General features: G+C 42.4%; 17 protein-coding genes. 10 read left to right on the top strand and 7 right to left on the bottom strand.

The features are described from left to right. Positions 1-125 precede the first annotated feature (125 nt). The 3 genes from hutG (at position 126) to B1K71_RS15410 (ending at position 4,057) form a co-directional block, all read left to right on the top strand. Positions 126-1,064, top strand: coding sequence for a formimidoylglutamase (hutG, locus tag B1K71_RS15420; RefSeq protein ID WP_077328597.1), 939 nt, complete (start codon positions 126-128; stop codon positions 1,062-1,064). Between the two features lie 137 nt (positions 1,065-1,201). Then, positions 1,202-2,647 carry a Na+/H+ antiporter NhaC gene (gene nhaC / locus B1K71_RS15415; protein WP_077328595.1) on the top strand — a complete coding sequence of 482 codons (1,446 nt, stop codon included), beginning with the start codon at positions 1,202-1,204 and terminating at the stop codon, positions 2,645-2,647. Positions 2,648-2,722: 75 nt separating this feature from the next. Continuing rightward, entirely contained in the window at positions 2,723-4,057 is a 1,335-nt protein-coding gene (locus B1K71_RS15410; protein WP_077328593.1) for a YjiH family protein, read from the top strand. Between the two features lie 72 nt (positions 4,058-4,129). Here the strand turns inward: B1K71_RS15410 and B1K71_RS15405 are convergent, their stop codons facing one another. Then, positions 4,130-5,032, bottom strand: a complete 903-nt coding sequence (locus B1K71_RS15405) for a glycine betaine ABC transporter substrate-binding protein (RefSeq protein ID WP_077328591.1) — start codon at positions 5,030-5,032, stop codon at positions 4,130-4,132. Between the two features lie 438 nt (positions 5,033-5,470). Between B1K71_RS15405 and B1K71_RS15400 the strand changes: the two genes are divergently transcribed. Further along, the gene (locus B1K71_RS15400) at positions 5,471-7,117 is read left to right on the top strand and encodes a M4 family metallopeptidase (protein ID WP_077328589.1); all 1,647 of its coding nucleotides are present in this window, start codon (positions 5,471-5,473) and stop codon (positions 7,115-7,117) included. A 33-nt stretch (positions 7,118-7,150) separates the two neighbouring features. Continuing rightward, complete coding sequence (locus tag B1K71_RS15395; protein ID WP_139343341.1) at positions 7,151-7,612, top strand: BsuPI-related putative proteinase inhibitor; 462 nt, start codon at positions 7,151-7,153, stop codon at positions 7,610-7,612. A gap of 64 nt (positions 7,613-7,676) precedes the next feature. On the opposite strand, the gene rraA is transcribed toward B1K71_RS15395, so the two are convergent. Beyond that, entirely contained in the window at positions 7,677-8,156 is a 480-nt protein-coding gene (gene rraA / locus B1K71_RS15390; protein WP_077328586.1) for a ribonuclease E activity regulator RraA, read from the bottom strand. A gap of 250 nt (positions 8,157-8,406) precedes the next feature. Between rraA and B1K71_RS15385 the strand changes: the two genes are divergently transcribed. Then, positions 8,407-9,348: a threonine/serine dehydratase gene (locus B1K71_RS15385; RefSeq protein ID WP_077328584.1), complete on the top strand. Its 942-nt coding sequence runs from the start codon at positions 8,407-8,409 to the stop codon at positions 9,346-9,348. Between the two features lie 147 nt (positions 9,349-9,495). Then, on the top strand, positions 9,496-10,440 hold the full coding sequence (locus tag B1K71_RS15380) for an LCP family glycopolymer transferase (protein ID WP_077328582.1): 945 nt from the start codon (positions 9,496-9,498) through the stop codon (positions 10,438-10,440). A 69-nt stretch (positions 10,441-10,509) separates the two neighbouring features. Here B1K71_RS15380 and B1K71_RS15375 read toward each other — a convergent pair whose 3' ends face one another. The 5 genes from B1K71_RS15375 to B1K71_RS15355 form a co-directional block, all read right to left on the bottom strand. Continuing rightward, positions 10,510-12,252 (bottom strand): CocE/NonD family hydrolase, encoded by a 1,743-nt coding sequence (locus tag B1K71_RS15375; RefSeq protein WP_077328580.1) that lies wholly within the window; start codon positions 12,250-12,252, stop codon positions 10,510-10,512. A 65-nt stretch (positions 12,253-12,317) separates the two neighbouring features. Beyond that, on the bottom strand, positions 12,318-12,992 hold the full coding sequence (locus tag B1K71_RS15370; RefSeq protein WP_139343340.1) for an ABC transporter permease: 675 nt from the start codon (positions 12,990-12,992) through the stop codon (positions 12,318-12,320). Between the two features lie 15 nt (positions 12,993-13,007). Beyond that, a complete protein-coding gene (locus B1K71_RS15365) occupies positions 13,008-13,934 on the bottom strand; it encodes an osmoprotectant ABC transporter substrate-binding protein (protein WP_077328578.1) in 927 nt (308 codons plus the stop codon). 15 nt (positions 13,935-13,949) lie between these two features. After that, a complete protein-coding gene (locus tag B1K71_RS15360) occupies positions 13,950-14,603 on the bottom strand; it encodes an ABC transporter permease (protein ID WP_077328577.1) in 654 nt (217 codons plus the stop codon). 9 nt (positions 14,604-14,612) lie between these two features. Beyond that, entirely contained in the window at positions 14,613-15,755 is a 1,143-nt protein-coding gene (locus B1K71_RS15355; RefSeq protein ID WP_077328575.1) for a betaine/proline/choline family ABC transporter ATP-binding protein, read from the bottom strand. 315 nt (positions 15,756-16,070) lie between these two features. On the opposite strand from B1K71_RS15355, the gene B1K71_RS15350 reads away from it, so the two are divergent. The 3 genes from B1K71_RS15350 to B1K71_RS15340 are packed head-to-tail and all read left to right on the top strand — an operon-like array spanning position 16,071 to position 18,466. Further along, positions 16,071-16,616 carry a GbsR/MarR family transcriptional regulator gene (locus B1K71_RS15350; protein ID WP_077328573.1) on the top strand — a complete coding sequence of 182 codons (546 nt, stop codon included), beginning with the start codon at positions 16,071-16,073 and terminating at the stop codon, positions 16,614-16,616. Next, positions 16,609-17,502 carry a 3-keto-5-aminohexanoate cleavage protein gene (locus B1K71_RS15345; RefSeq protein ID WP_077328571.1) on the top strand — a complete coding sequence of 298 codons (894 nt, stop codon included), beginning with the start codon at positions 16,609-16,611 and terminating at the stop codon, positions 17,500-17,502. Before B1K71_RS15350 ends, B1K71_RS15345 begins: the two co-directional genes overlap by 8 nt. A 1-nt stretch (position 17,503) precedes the next feature. After that, entirely contained in the window at positions 17,504-18,466 is a 963-nt protein-coding gene (locus B1K71_RS15340; protein WP_245799308.1) for a 3-hydroxyacyl-CoA dehydrogenase NAD-binding domain-containing protein, read from the top strand. The last annotated feature ends 9 nt before the right edge of the window (positions 18,467-18,475 follow it).

Below are 18,475 nucleotides of genomic sequence, written 5' to 3'. Positions count from 1 at the left end.
CCATTCCCTCCATTATAGATAAAATCTATGAAATTATAAAAAATATGTATTGGTATTTATAGAGTAATACGAATATAATTTTATGTAAAGTTGTAGTATTCAGAAATATTAAGAGGTGATTCAAAATTTATACCCCAGCAAACAAAGAACTATGGCGTGGAAGAGTGGATAGTGATCAGGAATTGTCCGGATTTCGATTCCATCAGGTTGTAAAAATGCAGGATATAAGTGAAGTGCATCGAAATGATGGCGTTTTCAATTTAATTGGTTTTGCCAGTGATGAAGGTGTACGACGCAATAAAGGCCGTCAAGGGGCAAGTGAAGCTCCGGATGCTGTACGTCGGGAACTTGCAAAACTGCCTTATCATTTGGAAGGTGAATTAGTTGATGCAGGGAATGTCATATGTGAAGGCAGTGATTTGGAAAAGGCACAGGAGGAACTTGGCGGACAAGTTGAACGTATTCTAAATTTATCGGCAACCCCTATAATTATTGGTGGTGGCCACGAAACGGTATATGGACACTACTTGGGTGTCAGAAAGTTTCTTGGTAAAGACCCGAAGCTCGGCATTATAAATATTGATGCGCATTTTGATTTGCGTGATGATGCATTGCCATCTTCCGGTACGATGTTCAGACAAATTATGGAACAGGACAAAAATGCCGGTTATTTATGTCTTGGGGTGCAGAAGTTTGGAAATACAAAAATACTGTTCGATATAGCGGATGAATTTGGGTGCAAATATATGCTGCAACATGAAGTGGAATCCGGGAATTTCCAGGACACAGTGCGTAAGATTGATGATTTTTCCAATGACTATGATTACATTATGCTGACGTTATGTACAGATTCCATAATGGCCTCTGCTGCGCCGGGGGTCAGTGCACCAACACCATTGGGGCTGGATCCTAAAACGGTCAAACAAATAATGGCTTATGCAGCAGCAAAAGAAAAAACGCTCAGCTTTGATATTTCAGAAGTAAACCCACGTGTTGATGAAAATGGGAAGACGGTCAAACTTGCAGCATATTTAGCAGCGGAAACGATGAATAGCTTTAACTAACCGATTGTGAAAAACGGAAGCAGCAGCTTCAGACTGATGACACATTGCCGGGCCAATCTGTTAGCCCGTTGTTATATTACAAAACTAGCAATGAATAATGTTTATAGCTATGTTCATTTAAAGAGGGGGAATGAATGATGGAGGATTCGAGAAAACAGATTTCGCTTGTATTGTCGATTATCCCATTTATAGTAATGATTGTTGCGATGTCCTTTACCATTTTGGTTTTTCATGGTGCTCCACATATCCCTTTAATTCTGGGAGCAATGGTAGCTGCCTTTATTGCATGGAAAAGCGGATATAAATGGAAGGAAATAGAAAACTTTATTTATAACGGAATTTACAAGGTGCTCCCGGCTGTAATTATACTTATTGCGGTTGGTATGATTATTAGTTCATGGATTGGCAGTGGAATTGTGGCTACCATGATATTTTACGGGTTAAAAATAATTTCGCCTTCCCTGTTTTTAGTGACCATTATGATTATATGTTCCATTGTCTCCATCATGATCGGCAGTTCGTGGTCAACCATGGGGACAGTAGGGATAGCGGGGATGGGAATTGGTATAAGCATGGGGTTTCCACCAGCAATGGTAGCCGGTGCAGTTATTTCCGGTGCTTACTTTGGTGATAAAATGTCACCGCTGTCTGATACAACTGTTCTAGCCTCAAGCATGGCGGAGACCGATTTGTTCCAGCATATTCGCCATATGACTTACACAACAGTCCCTGCAACAATTATTGCGTTAATCATTTATTGGTTTATGGGTCTGAATTATGCCGGCGGGACAATTCAAAGCGGCAATATTCAAGCTGTTATAAAGGAGCTTCAGGCGAATTTTTTAATTTCCCCGTGGCTATTATTAATTCCGCTGATTGTAATTTTACTTATCGTAAAAAAGGTTCCGGCTCTCCCTGCACTAGCAGCAGGTATTATTCTTGGATTCCTGGCTGAAGTATTTGTTCAGGGGGCGAATGTCAGTGATGCTGTCGTTGCTCTTCAGGATGGATATCACATCGATTCAGGAAACGATACAGTGGATTCACTATTAAATCAGGGCGGGATTAGCTCAATGATGTATACAGTTTCACTGGCCATGGTAGCGATGATTTTTGGTGGAATCATGGAAGGTGCAGGTATGTTGAAAGTTATCGTTAACCAAATATTAAAGATAGTAAAAAAGGATGGGAGCCTACTTGGTGTTACGGTATTGTCATCGTTTATGACTAATGTGATTACAGCAGAGCAATATATTTCCATTGTGATACCGGGAAGAATGTACAGTAAGACCTATCGTGACAGAAATTTGCATCCGAAAAATCTGTCAAGGGCACTTGAGGATGGAGGGACGGTAACTGCGCCTTTACTGCCGTGGACAACTGGAGGTGTCTTTATTTTGAGTACATTGGGTGTTGGTGCATTGCAATATGCTCCGTATGCCATCATGAATCTGGCAACTCCCATAATTTCCATTATCATTTCTTTCTTGGGTATCGGTATTGTATATACAAACAAGAATGGAGAAACGGATAAAGAAGTGAAACGGCAGGATGAACATGAAACGTCTAAATTATATGATTGACAGCCTGAATCTAAACAAATAAGGAAAACGGTTTATGGCGAAGGGATTTGATAAGGATGATAATGGAGGGTGGATATGGAGAATCCTGCAAATGATGTTGTGACAAAGGAAACGAATCATACAAACGGGAAAAATATTTTGAAGTTTGTGATTTACAGTTTTATTGGTGCATTTACATTTTTTATCCCGATTACCATGAATGGGAAGTCCACGATTCCCTTGGATCATATGGTTACGTTTGTACAGGAAAACTTTACGGCTGCTGTACCTTACTATATCCTGTTTGTCATCATATTTGGTGCAGTGCATCCTTTTGTAAATAAAACGTGGAATAAGGATACTGTATATACGGTTCTGTCTTTTTTTAAGGTGATTGGGATGGTTGTTGCGCTAATGCTTGTCTTTAACTTCGGTCCTGAATGGCTGTTTGCTCCCGATCTGGGGCCATTCTTATTTGATAGTCTCGTTACATCAGTTGGTATTCTGGTTCCAATTGGAGCAGTATTTTTGGCGCTTTTGGTTGGCTATGGACTTTTGGAATTCATAGGTGTAATTGTGCAGCCTGTCATGAAACCAATTTGGAACACTCCAGGCCGTTCAGCAATTGATGCAGTCGCTTCTTTTGTAGGAAGTTATTCAATTGGTCTGTTAATCACGAACAAGGTATTTAAGGAAGGGAAATATACAATCAAGGAAGCAACCATCATTGCAACAGGCTTTTCGACGGTATCAGCCACGTTCATGATTGTTGTTGCAAAAACACTTGGGATCATGGATATTTGGAATTTATATTTTTGGGTGACGTTAGTCGTTACGTTTCTTGTAACCGCTATCACAGTTCGGATTTGGCCTTTAAATAAAATAAGTGATTCCTATTATAATGGCCAGGAAGGATTTCCCGAGAAAAAGATTAACGAAAATCGTCTTGAAGAGGCCTGGAGTCAAGCAATGGATACAACGGAACACTCCTTGCCGCTTTTTAAAAATATATGGGTGAATTTGAAGGATGGATTTATTATGGCCGCGGCAATTTTGCCATCCATTTTGTCTGTTGGATTGCTCGGCTTAATTTTAGCAACATATACACCAGTTTTTGATATTTTGGGATATATTTTTTATCCATTTACATGGGTGGTACAATTACCGGAACCATTGCTGGCAGCAAAGGCTGCTTCAATTGAGATAGCGGAAATGTTTTTACCTGCATTACTGGTAGTTAAAGCATCGTTGGTTACGAAATTTGTGGTTGCGGTGTTATCTGTTTCGGCGATTATTTTCTTTTCTGCTTTGGTTCCTTGTATTTTATCGACTGAAATCCCAATCAGCATTCCGAAACTGCTGGTAATCTGGTTTGAACGGACAATTTTGACGATTGTTATTGTGACTCCGATAGCGTATTTGTTGTTGTGAGTTCGTTTGTTAAGGTGGTTGCGAGAAATAAATCAGCACACCTGTTTCGTGACAGGTGTGCTTTTGTCAGTTTTATTCTTTTTCCGCAACCCATTTTTCGATCAGTTTCTGGTGGTTTTCAATCCACCTGGCAGCACCTTTTTTCGGCTCGTTGTCATTTTTCCGTATGACATTCATGAGTGAAGAGAGCTGCTTATGTGACATGTCCCATTGATCCAGCCATGTACTTACCTCAGGAAATTCCTCTTTAAAGTTTTTACGTGAGTACCAGTAGACACTATCAGGCTTCCCGTAAACGTTTTTGGGATCATCCAGGTATTTCAGATCCCATACCGCAAATGCCCAATGTGGGTTCCAGAGTGTTACAACAATCGGTTCTTTTTCTTCATATTTCTTTTTCAATTGTGCAGTCATGGATGGGCCAGAGCTCTCAATCAGATCATAATCCAGGTTGTATTCTTTTACAGCCTTGTCAGTCATTTTCATCAGGCTTGCACCTGGTTCGATTCCAATAATTTTACCATCGAATGCTTTTTTATTTGAGTTTAATTCATCCATGCTGTCGATGTCTACATATTCCGGAACTGCTAATCCGAGCCTCGTATTTTTGTACCACCCATCATGTTTGACAATGTCCTCTTTATATCGTTGTACATAGGGCTTGTCGGTGTGTGGCAGCCAGACTTCCAAATTGACATCAATGCTTCCATCCGCAAGGCCGGAATACAATGCTCCTTTCGTTACGGAGGTCAGTTTTACATCGTAACCCTTATCCTCAAGAACAATTTTCCACATATTGGCAACGGCTATCGTTTCAGCCCAATTTTGAAGGCCGATATGTATCGTTCCTTTATCTTTTTCTTCCGCGCTGCCGTCACCGTTTTCCTTTGCACTATCGCTGCTGCATCCTGCAATAACGAACAGCAACAATGTAATTACCACTATAAAATATGTCCAACGTTGTACTTCTTTCATCATCATTCCTCCCAGATGTCAAATTATATAGTACGCACACTGGTTGAATATTATACTATTTCCATATTTGCAAATCAAATTCGACAGGTGCCAGGCACTTCATGAATTTTGTCGATTTTTGTCGAATAGGATGGATTGCATTTTCCAGTAATCTATTAAACTTTTGTTTCAATTGTAATATTTTATTGACTGATTCTTTTGGACTAAAAAGGGGTTGGATGTGACGTCATCTGTGACAAAACCGGCTTTATCCTGAAAATTGTTATTGGCGCATTTTCCTACAAAACATTACAAAACAGGACCAAGATATTCCTATTTAACTATGGGAACTTTTAGATATATTTGATATGTTTTGGTGGACGTCGTTGAATCTATCAGTGCAAATAGATTCACTAAAGTGCGCGCTTTAAATAACAAAAAGGGATGGTAGTGGTTTAGATGAATCTTAAACGAACGATGACAGGAACGGTTCTGGCATTGGGGCTTACAGTGGGAGCGAGCAGTATTAGTGCGGAAGAATTGGGTACACAAACATTAAACGCGATGAAGTCAATGACTCACTCCAATTTCCAGGTAGTTTGGAATGAAAGCGCTGGCACACCTTCATTTATTTCAGGTAAACTGTCTGAAAAAAAGGTGAGTGGACTTCATGAAGTGAAGCAGTATTTGGAAGAAAAGCGTAATGTCTTTCAGCTGGACCCCGATTCGGATTTGGAGTTTGTGAAAAAAAAGACTGACGATCTGGGCATGACGCATTATACGTTTAAACAAACCGTTAACGGCGTTCCTGTTTTCGGAGCGGAGTTCACTGTCCATACAAATAAGAAAGATTACGTCAGCGCTGTGACTGGGGCGGTACATCCACAGGCAGCTAATCATATGAAAAACAGTCTTACATCCGGTATTTCAAAAAATAAAGCCGTTAAAAATGCATGGGATTCTATTGGTCTGACGAAAGAGCAAACGAAAGCGGACGATGGTGACAATGCGTCATTAAGTCAATCCGGAGTGAAAAACAGCGCGGAAAATGCGGAAATGGTTGTTTATTCGCACAACGGAACGAATAAACTGGCTTATCATGTGGAGCTTCAGTTTATTTATCCGAAACCTGCGAACTGGCAGATTTTTGTTGATGCTGACAATGGATCGGTTATTGACTCCTATAATGCCGTCACAGATGCTGAAGCAACAAAAGGAACTGGTACCGGAGTCCTCGGAGATACGAAAGAATTGAATACGTATTTGAAAAATGGCCAATACCAATTATATGATGTGACCAATCCAATGAATGGCGTAATTGAAACATATACTGCTCAAAATGGAAGTACGTTGCCAGGGGCTCTGGTAACTGACAGTGATAATGCATTCACCGCAGATAAACAGGCAGCAGCTGTGGATGCACATGCATATGCGGATAAAGTATTCGATTATTATTATACCAATTTTGACCGTGTCAGCTATGATGATAATGGTGCATCAATCCGTTCGACAGTCCACTATGGAAATAATTATAATAATGCTTTTTGGAACGGCCAGCAAATGGTATATGGTGATGGCGACGGGCAGACGTTTGCACCGCTTTCCGGCGCGCTGGATGTGGTGGCGCACGAACTGACACATGCAGTTACAGGGCATTCTGCAGGGCTTGTCTATCGGAATCAGCCCGGCGCGTTAAATGAATCCATGTCAGACGTTTTTGCTGCATTTGTTGACCGTGACGATTATTTGCTGGGTGAAGATGTGTACACTCCCGGCAAAAGTGGAGATGCCCTGCGCAGTATTTCCAATCCACCGGCATATGATCAGCCGGCCCATATGCAGGACTATGTTGAAACAAACCAGGATAATGGCGGAGTGCACATTAACAGCGGAATTCCAAATAAAGCAGCGTATCTTACCATGGAAAGTATCGGCAAAGATAAAGCGGAAAAAATATATTACCGTGCACTTACCGTTTATTTGAATCCATACAGTAACTTCAGTGATGCACGTGCAGCATTGCTTCAGTCCGCCAAGGATATCTATGGTCAGGGATCTGAATATGATGGTGTAGCAAGAGCATGGGATCAGATCGGCGTACAGTAGTAAAATCACTTGTATAATAAGGAGATGAGTATGGTGCCTTGGAGCAGGATGTTGTTGCTGATAGTGGCAGGCATTGCAGTTATTGCTTTAACTGCATGCGGTCGAAGTGACCAAAGCCATTCAGGTGAAAAACAGAACGAACCGCCAACGAAAGGTGAAAACAGTGGTGGGATTGTTGCAGGAAAGATCGTACCAAGCATTACAATTGGCAAGGAACAGGCAATCTTTAAGCTGAAGAATCAGACTGAGCATATAAAAAAATTTAAATTTGCAACTGATCCCGCCTATAGCATTGAAATAACTGATAATACCGGGAAAGTTGTTTTTGAAAAAACAGTTGCTATAAATGATAAGGCGATCAAGTTAAAACAGGCGGAGGAAACATCATTTGAATTCAAGCTGCCTGACCAGCTTCAAAAAGGAACGTACACAATCCAAGCATCACTAAATTCTAATCCCGAGATACAAGTGAAAAAGGAATGGCATAAAACATAAAGCTATCCCCATACCATTGTGATGTGGTATGGGGGTTTTAGATGTGTTTCTTTTTATAAAGCAGTTAAATCAGCTTTTTTTCAGAAATGACAATACCGTCTTCATCAGCATATGCATAGTTGCCAGGTTTCCAATTTACTTCTCCAAATGTAACGGTAATATCTTTTTCGCCTTTTCCTTCTTTTTTACTTTTTAATGGATTTGTTCCCAAGGCAACAACACCTGCATCCATCTGTGCAATGTCCGCACTGTCGCGAATACACCCATTGATGATAACACCGGCAAGATTACGCTTCACCATGATTCCGGCCAAACGGTCCCCCATCAGTGCGCAATTTCTGGATGCACCGCCATCCACGACAAGGATATTGCCTTCCGGGATGGTCTCAAGGGATTCTTCCACTAATACATTATCTTCCAGCACGTTGACGGTTGAAATGGGTCCGGAAAATGCTATTTTCTTTCCATACGAAGTAAATGCTTGTTTACAGACAGTCAGTTCGTTCGAAAAATCATCACATAAATCAGCCGTTTTAAAAGTCACTGTATCCCATCCTTTAGCAATCATCGTTTAATAGTTAAAATTTATCCAATTTTTATGCAACTGTCAAGAATTACCCGGGATAGCACAGATGATATGAATTTGATAATTGCTGTATCTAAAAATGCTCCAGTAAAAATCAGGATTTTACATATTAGCCATTCAAAATATTTCGGGGTATAATACCAGTTGAGAAAGTAGGGGGACCCTTCCTGTAAAAGCAACTGGCAAAGGAAAGAAAGGGGAAATGGGAATGATAGGACTTAAACAGATTTATCAAGCAAGGGAAACAATTTCCGATATCGTCAAACAAACACCAATTATGACTTCCGAAACATTATCAATCAACACTGGAAATAAAGTTTTCCTGAAAGGTGAACACCTGCAAAAAACAGGTTCATTTAAGATTAGGGGTGCAACAAATAAGGTGAAGGATGTGGCACAGCAAAATCCGAAATCCATTGTCGCTGCCTCATCCGGGAATCACGGCCAGGCGGTGGCATACATAGCGAATAAACTGGGCATTCCATCGACCATTGTAGTCCCGGAAGATGCCGCAAGTAACAAGCAAAAAGCGATTCAGGCGTATAATGGGAACCTGGAATTCTGCGGGGTAACGTCCGCTGAACGGATTGAGCGGGCGAAGGAAATTTGTGAAGGCGGGGATGGAATATATATTCCCCCATATGATGATCCACTTATTATGGCGGGTCAAGGAACAATAGGGATGGAAATTCTGGAACAAGTGGATAACATTGATGAAGTGTATGTGCCTGTTGGCGGTGGCGGGCTAATCTCAGGTGTACTTACCGCAATCAAGGAAATGAAACCATCGATTCGGGTAATCGGAGTGGAGCCGGCACTTGCCAATGATACTTATTTATCGCTGCAGAGCGGTGAACGCGTAACAATTGATGCCACCTCGACAATTGCTGATGGACTGCGCACAACGATTCCAGGGGAGTTGACTTTCCCGGCTGTTCAACGTTACGTGGATGATCTTCAACTGGTGGAAGAAGATGCAATTAGGAAGGCTTTTGATTTTATACTGACTAGAATGAAGCAGGTAATTGAACCTTCCGCTGCCGTTTCAGTTGCAGCAGCCTTAGCGCGTCCGGCTGAAGGAAAGCGAATAGTCGTTCTTGTATCGGGTGGGAATATGGATGGAAAAGTAATTCATTCACTACTGAAATAAGTTGATAATATGGGCTTGGGAGCGGAGTACGAATATTCTGCTCTTAAAGTCCCTTAATTGGAATGTCATCATATTTTATCATGTTATCAAACTAGTTTTAATATGTTATAATGAGTAAATCTGAATTAATGAAAGAGGCTCAAACATATGACGGAAAGAAGAATAGATAAGCATAATAAATCAAAGAAACGCCGTGGATTGAGGATAACGCTGGCAATTTTTTGTGTTCTTGTTCTGGGACTTTTCGCTTATGCATACTCCATATACAGTGATGCGAAAGAAACAGTGAACGGGGAAATCCATAATCCGGTCGATTCGATTGATCAGGATGTTGGAAAGGAAAAATTAAGCGAGCAGAAACCGCTTAATATTTTGTTGCTTGGCGTGGATCAGCGGCCGGGTGATGGAGGCCGTTCCGATGCACTGATGGTACTTTCGCTGAAACCTGACGAAAACAAGATGCAGATTGTAAGTATTCCGCGAGACACCCGAACGATGATTGTTGGTAAAGGTTATGAGGATAAAATCAACCATGCGTATGCATTTGGCGGAACAGATATGTCGATTGCGACTGTTGAGAATCTATTGGATATAGAGCTGGATTACTATGTCGAAATGAATATGCAGGGGCTGTCGCAAATGGTTGATGCAGTTGGTGGAATCACCGTAAACAATCCACTTGACTGGTATGATGAAGGTTACTATAAAAAGGGCTATCATTATGAAAAAGGACAAATCCATTTGAACGGACCACAAACGATGGGATATGTAAGAATGCGCCACTTGGATCCGCGCGGTGACTTTGGACGGACACAGCGTCAGCGCCAGGTTATTCAGGCAATCATTGACAAAGGTGCCAGCATATCATCCGTGGGAAAAATTGGTGACATGCTTGATGTGCTTGGCAATAATATGACGACTAATCTGGATTTTGATGACATGAAGAGTTTGATGTTACATTATCGGGGTGTCCGTGAAAATGTAGTTAGTTATATGATTGAAGGAAACGGTACAAACATTGGCGGAACCTACTATTTGATTGTTCCTGACGAAGAGATTCAAAAAGTCCATGATATGCTTGTTAAGACATAAAATAATTAATACACGGTAGGAAAGAGGCTGTCTCAAAAGGTGAACTTTTGAATGACAGCCTCTTATTTATTATTCTGTTGTTCTGGTCGGGATGATTGGCAATACGATATGTGATGGATATTTCGTATTATGATAAATTGTTTGTTGGGCTAATTTAGTTTTAGTACTTTCCCGGGCTGTTTTTCCAGTATTGGGATTCACATCAAAACGTGGAAAGTTGCTGGAGGCAATTTCGATTCTGATTTGGTGCCCCGGCAAAAATACGTTACTTGTTGCCCATAAGTCAATTTCGTATTTGACAATTTCTCCAGAAAGGTCCGGTTCCGGTGTATATCCGTTTCGGTAGCGGGCACGGACAATCCCATCAGTTAAATTGATTGCGGTTCCGTCCGGGAAAACATCGACTAATTTTGCAGTGAAATCAGTGTCGGGTGCATCAGTTGACGCCCATAGCTTCATGTTGATCGGTCCTGTCACTTCAACTGGGACCTCCAATTTTTTCGAGGTATAGATCAGAACATCGTCCCTGTCTTCAATTTTTCCCTGATGGTGTGGACCGGTTGTTTGTACACCATCATAAAGTGTTCCCCCGCCAACTGTCGGTACAGGGTTTTCCGGATTGTGGATGTATGAATCGAATGATTCATCTTCAGGTTTCGTAAATGATAATGTGCCGTCACTTGAGCTTCTATTCGCTTGACCGCGGCTGTGTAAATAAAATGGTGTATACTGCGTCCTCGCGAGGGGCCATTCCTGCTCGTTCCGCCACTCATTGCTCCCCATCACAAACAGTTTTACGGGCGATTCCTGTAAAAAATCGGATTGTTCATCTTTCAACCAATGATTGAACCAATCAATATGGAGCCCGGTCAAATCATTTTTTAAATCTATCCAATCTTCCGAGGCGTGAACGCCAAAATTGCGTTCTCCTATGACAGATTTAAAGTCCCCATGTGCCCATGGTCCGATAATCAGCTTTTGCTGTTGATTGTTTTGTTTGTTCATTTCCACATAGTTATCCAGGGTTGATTGCAGCAGGGAGTCATACCACCCGGCAACATGATATGCTGGAACATTCATTTTTTCGTACCGATTGTAAACACTTGCTTGTTCCCAGTAGCTGTCATTCAATTCAAGATCCAGAAATGTAAAGAAATAATCCGCTGTTCTCAGCTCTTTCAGCGGAGGCCATTCATTGATTGGTTTGTAATGATACCATTCATGGATGTGATTCATGTAGTCCGCTGTTTTTAGCATCATTTCCCGGTATTTCTCCGTGTCATTTCCATATTTACGTTTCAGCATGTCAGGCACAATCGATTCAAGTGCCCAGGTTTCGGAAGTGCCAAGTCCATATGCTCCGGAATGATACATGTTACCACGTCTTGGATCATTCAGACTTTGCGATGGAAAAATGGCTTTTAAATGTGGTGGGTTTTCAGCAGCTGCAGCCAGTTGGGTAAAACCATAATACGATAAGCCAAACATTCCGACTTTTCCGGATGAATAAGGTAAAGAGGCTGCCCATTCCACCGTATCGTAACCATCTTTGGCTTCGTTGATAAATGGTATAAAGTTACCCTCTGATTCAAACCGGCCGCGAACATCCTGAATAATTACAACATAACCATTTTGTACAAGCCGATTGGTGTCCAGATAACGGTGTGAATAAAAGGGAAGATCTTTGCCATATGGCAGCCGCGTCAGCAAAACCGGATAAGTCCCTTCATCTCCCGGACGGTAAATATCGGCATAGAGTACAGTTCCATCACGTAATGTGCAGGCAACATTTTTATCAAGAATGATTTGCATTGATTTTTCCTCCTAAAAGTGATTCCCGGCCATCGTTTGTTTTTTGGACCGGGAATGCTTAGATGTTATGCTGCTTCCTGATTGTTCTTTGTGTTTTTGTCTTTGACAGGGGACAGGAAACGCTCAAGCCATCCCATCCCGATATCAGCAATAATTGCCATGACAGCTGTTGGAATGGCACCGGCTAAGATGATTGGTGCTCCATTGGTGGCGTTGGTTCCGCGAATGATAATGTCACCAAGTCCTCCGGCACCAATGAATGTTCCGATGGTGGCAATTCCAATTGCAATGACAAGGGCAGTACGGAGCCCCGCCATAATAACAGATAATGCAAGAGGCAGCTCCACCATTCGCAGCACCTGGAATTTATTCATTCCCATGCCGCGCCCCGATTCCAAGAGTGCGCTATCCACATTTTTCATGCCTGTATACGTATTTTTTAGAATCGGCAGAAGTGAATATAAGAACAGGGCGAATACGACGGTTGTTGCCCCCAGCCCCATGGCCAGCATTAAAACAGCCAACATTGCCAAAGCCGGTATGGTCTGAATGATATTTGTCAGTGAAATAACAAATGAGCTAAGCTTAGCATGCCTTGAGATGAAAATACCTGTTGGAATCGCAATAATGGCAGCGAACAACACACCATACGCTGACATCAGGAAATGCCGAAAAAACTCCTCCCATACATAACTGAAATTTTCCGTATAATAAATCCATAGATCCTGTAGTATCTGCAATGCCGTCACCTCCTGTTAATCATTTTCAAAGTAGTTGTGTTTCTCCAAAAAGTCCTTTGCGACAACTTTTGGTTCTTTCATTTCAACGTTGGCGAGATAATTCAACTGACGCATTGTTTTCGTACTGATTTTTCCTGCCAGCTTATGCAGGATATCCTTTAATTCAGGGTGTTTGTTCAATACTTCATTTCGTGCAACCGGTGAAGCGTCATATGGCGGAAAGAGATGTTTATTGTCTTTCAGTGTAACCAGATCAAATGCCTCCAGACGGCCATCTGTTGTATAAGCAAGCACGACATCCATTTCGCCGCTCTCAACTGCTTTATACACAAGACCGATTGACATTGGGAAAATACGGTTAAATTTAAATCCATACGTTTTCTTAAATGACTCATATCCGACAGCCGGTCTTCTAATCCAGGCACTGTCCACGCCAAGTCGAAGTTCCGATGCAATGGCTTTAAGGTCGGATACAGTTTTGAGGTTTTCTTTTTTGGCCAGTTCTTCTGTTACGGTAAAAGCATATGAATTGGCAAATCCGTATGAATCAAACCACGTCTGATTAAATCGATCTTGAAATTCTCTTTTAACAATTTTCATCGCTTTGTCAGGGTCTGTAATTGGATCCATGCCAAGTGCACCGACAAGATCCGTACCGGTGTACCTGGTGGCAGTAATGTCAACTTCCCCGTTGGAAATGGCTTTATGCTGTACCGTGGATGATCCCATGTTGGTAATTAATTCTGTTTGGAGGTCAGTGTAGTGTTCAATCATTAAACTAACCATATTGCCCATAATTGCCGATTCAGCTGTGCCCAATGTACCGACTGTTACTGTTTTTTCTTTTGGACCGCTAAGGCCAGGCAATGAACAGCCGCTAAGCAGTACGAGCGAAATCAGCAATATGATAACTGTTTTGATGTTTGCAAATTTCACGGTCATGATTCCTCTCCTTTCCTATGCTGCATCCTGCTGGTCCTGTATACCGTTTGGTGTCAGACGGTTTTCAAGAAATCCGAAAAGCAAATCGGTTAACAGGGCCATCAATGTAACCGGAATAGCCCCAGCAAGAATCAGGTCAGGCCGGTATAAATTGAGTCCATTAAATATATAGTCGCCAAGTCCACCGGCTCCGATAAAGGAAGCGAGTGTTGCCCAGCCGATTAAATATACAGTGGAAACCCGGATCCCCGCCATAATAACTGGTGTTGCAAGCGGAAGCTCCACATGTAAAACACGCTGCCAGCTGCTCATGCCCATTCCGTTTCCTGCTTCCAACAGGCTTTTATTGACATCCTTCACACCGGTAAATGTATTCCGGAGAATAGGCAGCATGGAATAGAAAAATAATGCTGCGATAGCCGGTATTTTTCCTACTCCGAGAATAGGGATGAAAAACGCAAGAATAGCGAGGCTTGGAAACGTCTGAACAACCCCGACCGTTCCAATTACAAAGCCGGCGATTTTCGGTGTTCGTGTCAGCAAAATCCCGAGCGGCACTGCCACAAGGATCCCTAATAGAACTGCGGCCAGTGAAATGTAAAAGTGCTCCCAGGTTTTCATTAATAGTTGTGTACCATTATTGGCTAAAAAGTCCAGCAACAATTTCATCTCCTTTCATTATCCAGCTGATTGGTTTGGTTCAATTTCGCCCCAGATCGTATAATAGACAATGTCAGCCAGATTTGCCCGTGTTACAATGCCGAGAAGTGTTTGGTTCTTGTCCACGACAGGGATGTTTTTGATTCCTTTACGCAGTATCCGATGAATGGAATCACGCAATAAAGTTCCTTTTTCCACTTTATATAAATTTTTGTCCACAACCTCTTTGACAAGAGTGTTTTTCTTATGGCTTTGATCAATGATCTCGATATCAATGAATCCTTGCAGTTTTTGTTCTTCATTTACCACAAGCAGCGTGTCGACCCGTTTATTTTTCATTACTTGTATAGCCTCACTCAGAGTTTGTTCCAGTGTAATGGTTATAGGCTCAGGATTCATGATTTGCTCGACAGTTTGAATATTTGGCTGTGCTTGAATCAGCCGATCTTTCCCAATAAATTGTTCCACAAATTCGTTGGCTGGTTGACGCAAAATTTCATCCGGCGCTCCCACTTGCACAATCTCGCCATCACGCATAATAACAATTCGGTCAGCAAGTTTCAGTGCTTCGTCCATGTCATGTGTAACGAACACAATTGTTTTGCCCAGTGATTGCTGTAGTTTTTTAAATTCTTCCTGAAGGGAATCCCTTGTAATTGGATCGAGTGCACCGAATGGTTCATCCATTAAAATTAGAGGAGGATCCGCCGCCAATGCACGCAGCACGCCAATCCGCTGTTGCTGTCCGCCACTCAGTTCGTGCGGGAATCGATCAAGGTATTCCGAGTCCATATTGACAAGTCCAAGCAATTCCTCAGCCCGTTTCCTGCGCTTTTCCACCGGCCACTTCAAAAGCTTTGGCACCAGTGAAATGTTTTCCTGGATTGTCATGTGCGGGAACAGACCTATCTGCTGGATTACATATCCGATTTCCCGTCGCAGCTGCACCGGGTCTTTATCCAGAATGTTTTCTTCTTCAATGGAAATTGTTCCGTTTGATGGTTCGATTAACCGGTTAATCATCTTCATTGTCGTCGTCTTTCCACATCCACTCGGACCGATAAAGACGATAAACTCTCCTTTTTCCACTTCTAATGTCATATTCGCAACGGCTTTTTTTCCACCGTCGTATATTTTCGAAACATCTTGAAATGTAAGCAAGTAAATGCCACCTCCATAAATTTGTTTAGTTGTTTCGGCGGTTACGTTTTTACTATCGGAAAGACAATAGGATGAAACGTATCCGCGTCGAGTGTATTGATAATCGGGCAGTCTGTCTTAAGAACTTTTTCATCGTATCTAACTTTGTACAACATGTAAACTTCATAAAAAGTATAAACTTTTTTGTTTATAAAGTTTATAATTAATATGCTTCATTTTCCTTTGAGTATCTTAAAAATACACATGGATTCAATTTTTTAAAGGTTTTGCATCATGTGATATAGTACGGGAAGGTTATTCGGAAAGGGGATATGGATGGAAGCGAAAATCGATGGGGTAAGAGCGCAGTTTGTGGAAAAGATTATGGATAATATGCATGCGTTTGGTGTGTCTCCGACGGTTGGACGGGTACTCGGCATTATTTATATGCATCGGGAACCAATGACTCTGGATGAATTATCTGCTGAAACAGGAATGAGCAAAACGCGAATGAGCCAGGTAGTCAGAGAAATGATGGAATTGAACATTGCGGAGCGCGTTTTTAAAAAAGGTGTCCGCAAAGATCTCTATCAAGTGGAGCAGGACTATTATGAAACATTTATCTCGCTGTTTACATCAACCTGGCAGAAAGCAATTAAGCGGAATAAACAATTTGAACAAAAATTGATGACCAAATTGAATGAGTTGCAACAACAGGGGAAAAAATTAACACCTGCTAAAGAGCAGATAATAAATGAACTGTTGGAAGAAGCCCATGAATGGACAAATTATTATGATTGGATAGATCGCCTTATCGTGTTTTTCGAAAGCGGCGAAATCTTTAAATATATACCAAAGAACAGGAGTGATTTGAATGAATAAAAAAGTGATTTTATCATGTGCGGTGACAGGTGCAGGTGATACAACCGCCAAAAGCCCGCATGTCCCGGTTACACCGAAAGAGATAGCGGATTCTGCAATAAAAGCTGCGAAGGCAGGTGCAACCATAGCACATCTGCATGTTCGTGATCCGGAAACAGGGCAGCTGAGTCATGATGTGAATTTATTTCAGGAAACGGTTGAACGTATTCGTGAAGCAGACACAGATGTCATTATTAATATTACATCCGGCGGCGGCGGTGACTGGATTCCGAGTGAGGAAGATCCGACACGTGGCGGTGCCGGAACTGATATTCAGACACCGGAAGAGCGTCATGAACCGGTTGGAAAATTGCTTCCGGAAATGTGCACGCTTGATTGCGGAAGTGTTAACTTTGGCAACATGCTGTATGTCAGCCCGACTGACTGGCTGCGCAAACAAGCAAGGTTGGTTCAAGAGAGCGGTGTGAAACCTGAATTGGAATGTTTTGATACCGGACAGATTCGCTTTGCCAATCAGTTAGTACAGGAAGGGCTGATTGACGGTGACCCCCTTTTCCAATTCTGCCTTGGAATCCCATGGGGAGCTGCATCTGACGCGGAAACGTTGTCCTATATGAAGAGCAGAATTCCGGAGAATGGAAAATGGGCAGCATTTGGAATCGGACGTATGCAAATGCCGGTCGTTGCCGAATCCGTACTGCAGGGCGGAAATATTCGTGTCGGTTTGGAAGATAATCTTTACTTGAAAAAGGGTCAGCTTGCAACGAATGAACAGCTTGTTGATAAGGCTGTCGGCATTACACAAAGTCTCGGGTCCGACGTTATGTCACCTGCTGAAGCACGTGAATTATTAAACTTACGAAATCCAAATGGAGGAAATGATTAATATGACTAATACGATACAACACATCACCGTTGTTGGAACCGGCGTGATTGGCAATGGCTGGATTACCCGGTATCTGGCAAACGGCTATAACGTAACAGCAACAGATCCAGCTCCCGGAGCAGAGGAACGGATGCGGGAGGCCATTCAACATGCGTGGCCGTCGATGGAACAGATGGGCCTTGCGGAAGGTGCGTCCATTGAGAACCTACGCTTTGAAGAAGATTTCGGTAAAGCTCTTCAGAATGCAGATTTCATCCAGGAAAATGTTCCGGAACGAGAGGAACTGAAGCGGAAGGTAATAGCCGAGATTGATCAGCACGCGCCGGCAGAAGCTGTGATTGCATCCAGCACATCCGGTATCCTGCCAAGCACATTGCAGGCGGACTGTCAGCAGCATCCGGAGCGCGTTATGGTTGCCCATCCGTTTAATCCGGTTTATTTGGTGCCATTGGTTGAAGTAGTCGGTGGGGAAAAGACTGATGCTGATTTTGTGGAAAAGGCAAAAGCATTTTACAGCGGATTGAATATGAAGCCTCTCATTGTTAACAAAGAAATTGAAGGACACATTGCAGACCGTCTGATGGAGGCTATCTGGCGCGAGTCATTGCATATCGTGAATGATGGTGTGGCAACTACAGAAGAAGTGGATGCATCTATCGTATATGGCCCCGGGCTGCGCTGGGCACTGATGGGACCATTTATGACACTGCATATGGGCGGCGGAAAAGCAGGCATGCGCCATTTGCTTGAACAGTTCGGACCCGCATTGAAACTGCCGTGGACAAAGCTGGAAGCACCTGAATTGACTGACGAACTGGCCGAAAAAGTGATCGAAGGCTGTGAAAAGCAGACGGCCGGCGTCGAAATGGAAAAGCTGGAAGAACGGCGCAATCAATTTTTAATTGAATTACAGCAGCTGCTGGAAAAATACTGGCCAAGCGCCAATCTGACAGGAGAACTTTAAACGAACGGG

The organism is Virgibacillus siamensis (genome assembly GCF_900162695.1).
Classification (GTDB): Bacteria; Bacillota; Bacilli; order Bacillales; family Amphibacillaceae; genus Lentibacillus; species Lentibacillus siamensis_A.
Note: the sequence above shows the minus strand (reverse complement) of the source record. Positions and strands in the feature narration are given on the sequence as shown.

Bases quoted from the DNA above. Each gene is read 5' to 3' on its own strand.
- B1K71_RS15405 (WP_077328591.1), bottom strand. From the start codon at position 5,032: ATGAAAGAAGTACAACGTTGGACATATTTTATAGTGGTAATTACATTG.
- B1K71_RS15360 (WP_077328577.1), bottom strand. From the start codon at position 14,603: ATGAAATTGTTGCTGGACTTTTTAGCCAATAATGGTACACAACTATTA.
- B1K71_RS15345 (WP_077328571.1), top strand. From the start codon at position 16,609: ATGAATAAAAAAGTGATTTTATCATGTGCGGTGACAGGTGCAGGTGAT.
- B1K71_RS15375 (WP_077328580.1), bottom strand. From the start codon at position 12,252: ATGCAAATCATTCTTGATAAAAATGTTGCCTGCACATTACGTGATGGA.
- B1K71_RS15350 (WP_077328573.1), top strand. From the start codon at position 16,071: ATGGAAGCGAAAATCGATGGGGTAAGAGCGCAGTTTGTGGAAAAGATT.
- nhaC (WP_077328595.1), top strand. From the start codon at position 1,202: ATGGAGGATTCGAGAAAACAGATTTCGCTTGTATTGTCGATTATCCCA.
- B1K71_RS15400 (WP_077328589.1), top strand. From the start codon at position 5,471: ATGAATCTTAAACGAACGATGACAGGAACGGTTCTGGCATTGGGGCTT.
- B1K71_RS15340 (WP_245799308.1), top strand. From the start codon at position 17,504: ATGACTAATACGATACAACACATCACCGTTGTTGGAACCGGCGTGATT.
- B1K71_RS15385 (WP_077328584.1), top strand. From the start codon at position 8,407: ATGATAGGACTTAAACAGATTTATCAAGCAAGGGAAACAATTTCCGAT.
- B1K71_RS15365 (WP_077328578.1), bottom strand. From the start codon at position 13,934: ATGACCGTGAAATTTGCAAACATCAAAACAGTTATCATATTGCTGATT.
- B1K71_RS15410 (WP_077328593.1), top strand. From the start codon at position 2,723: ATGGAGAATCCTGCAAATGATGTTGTGACAAAGGAAACGAATCATACA.
- B1K71_RS15380 (WP_077328582.1), top strand. From the start codon at position 9,496: ATGACGGAAAGAAGAATAGATAAGCATAATAAATCAAAGAAACGCCGT.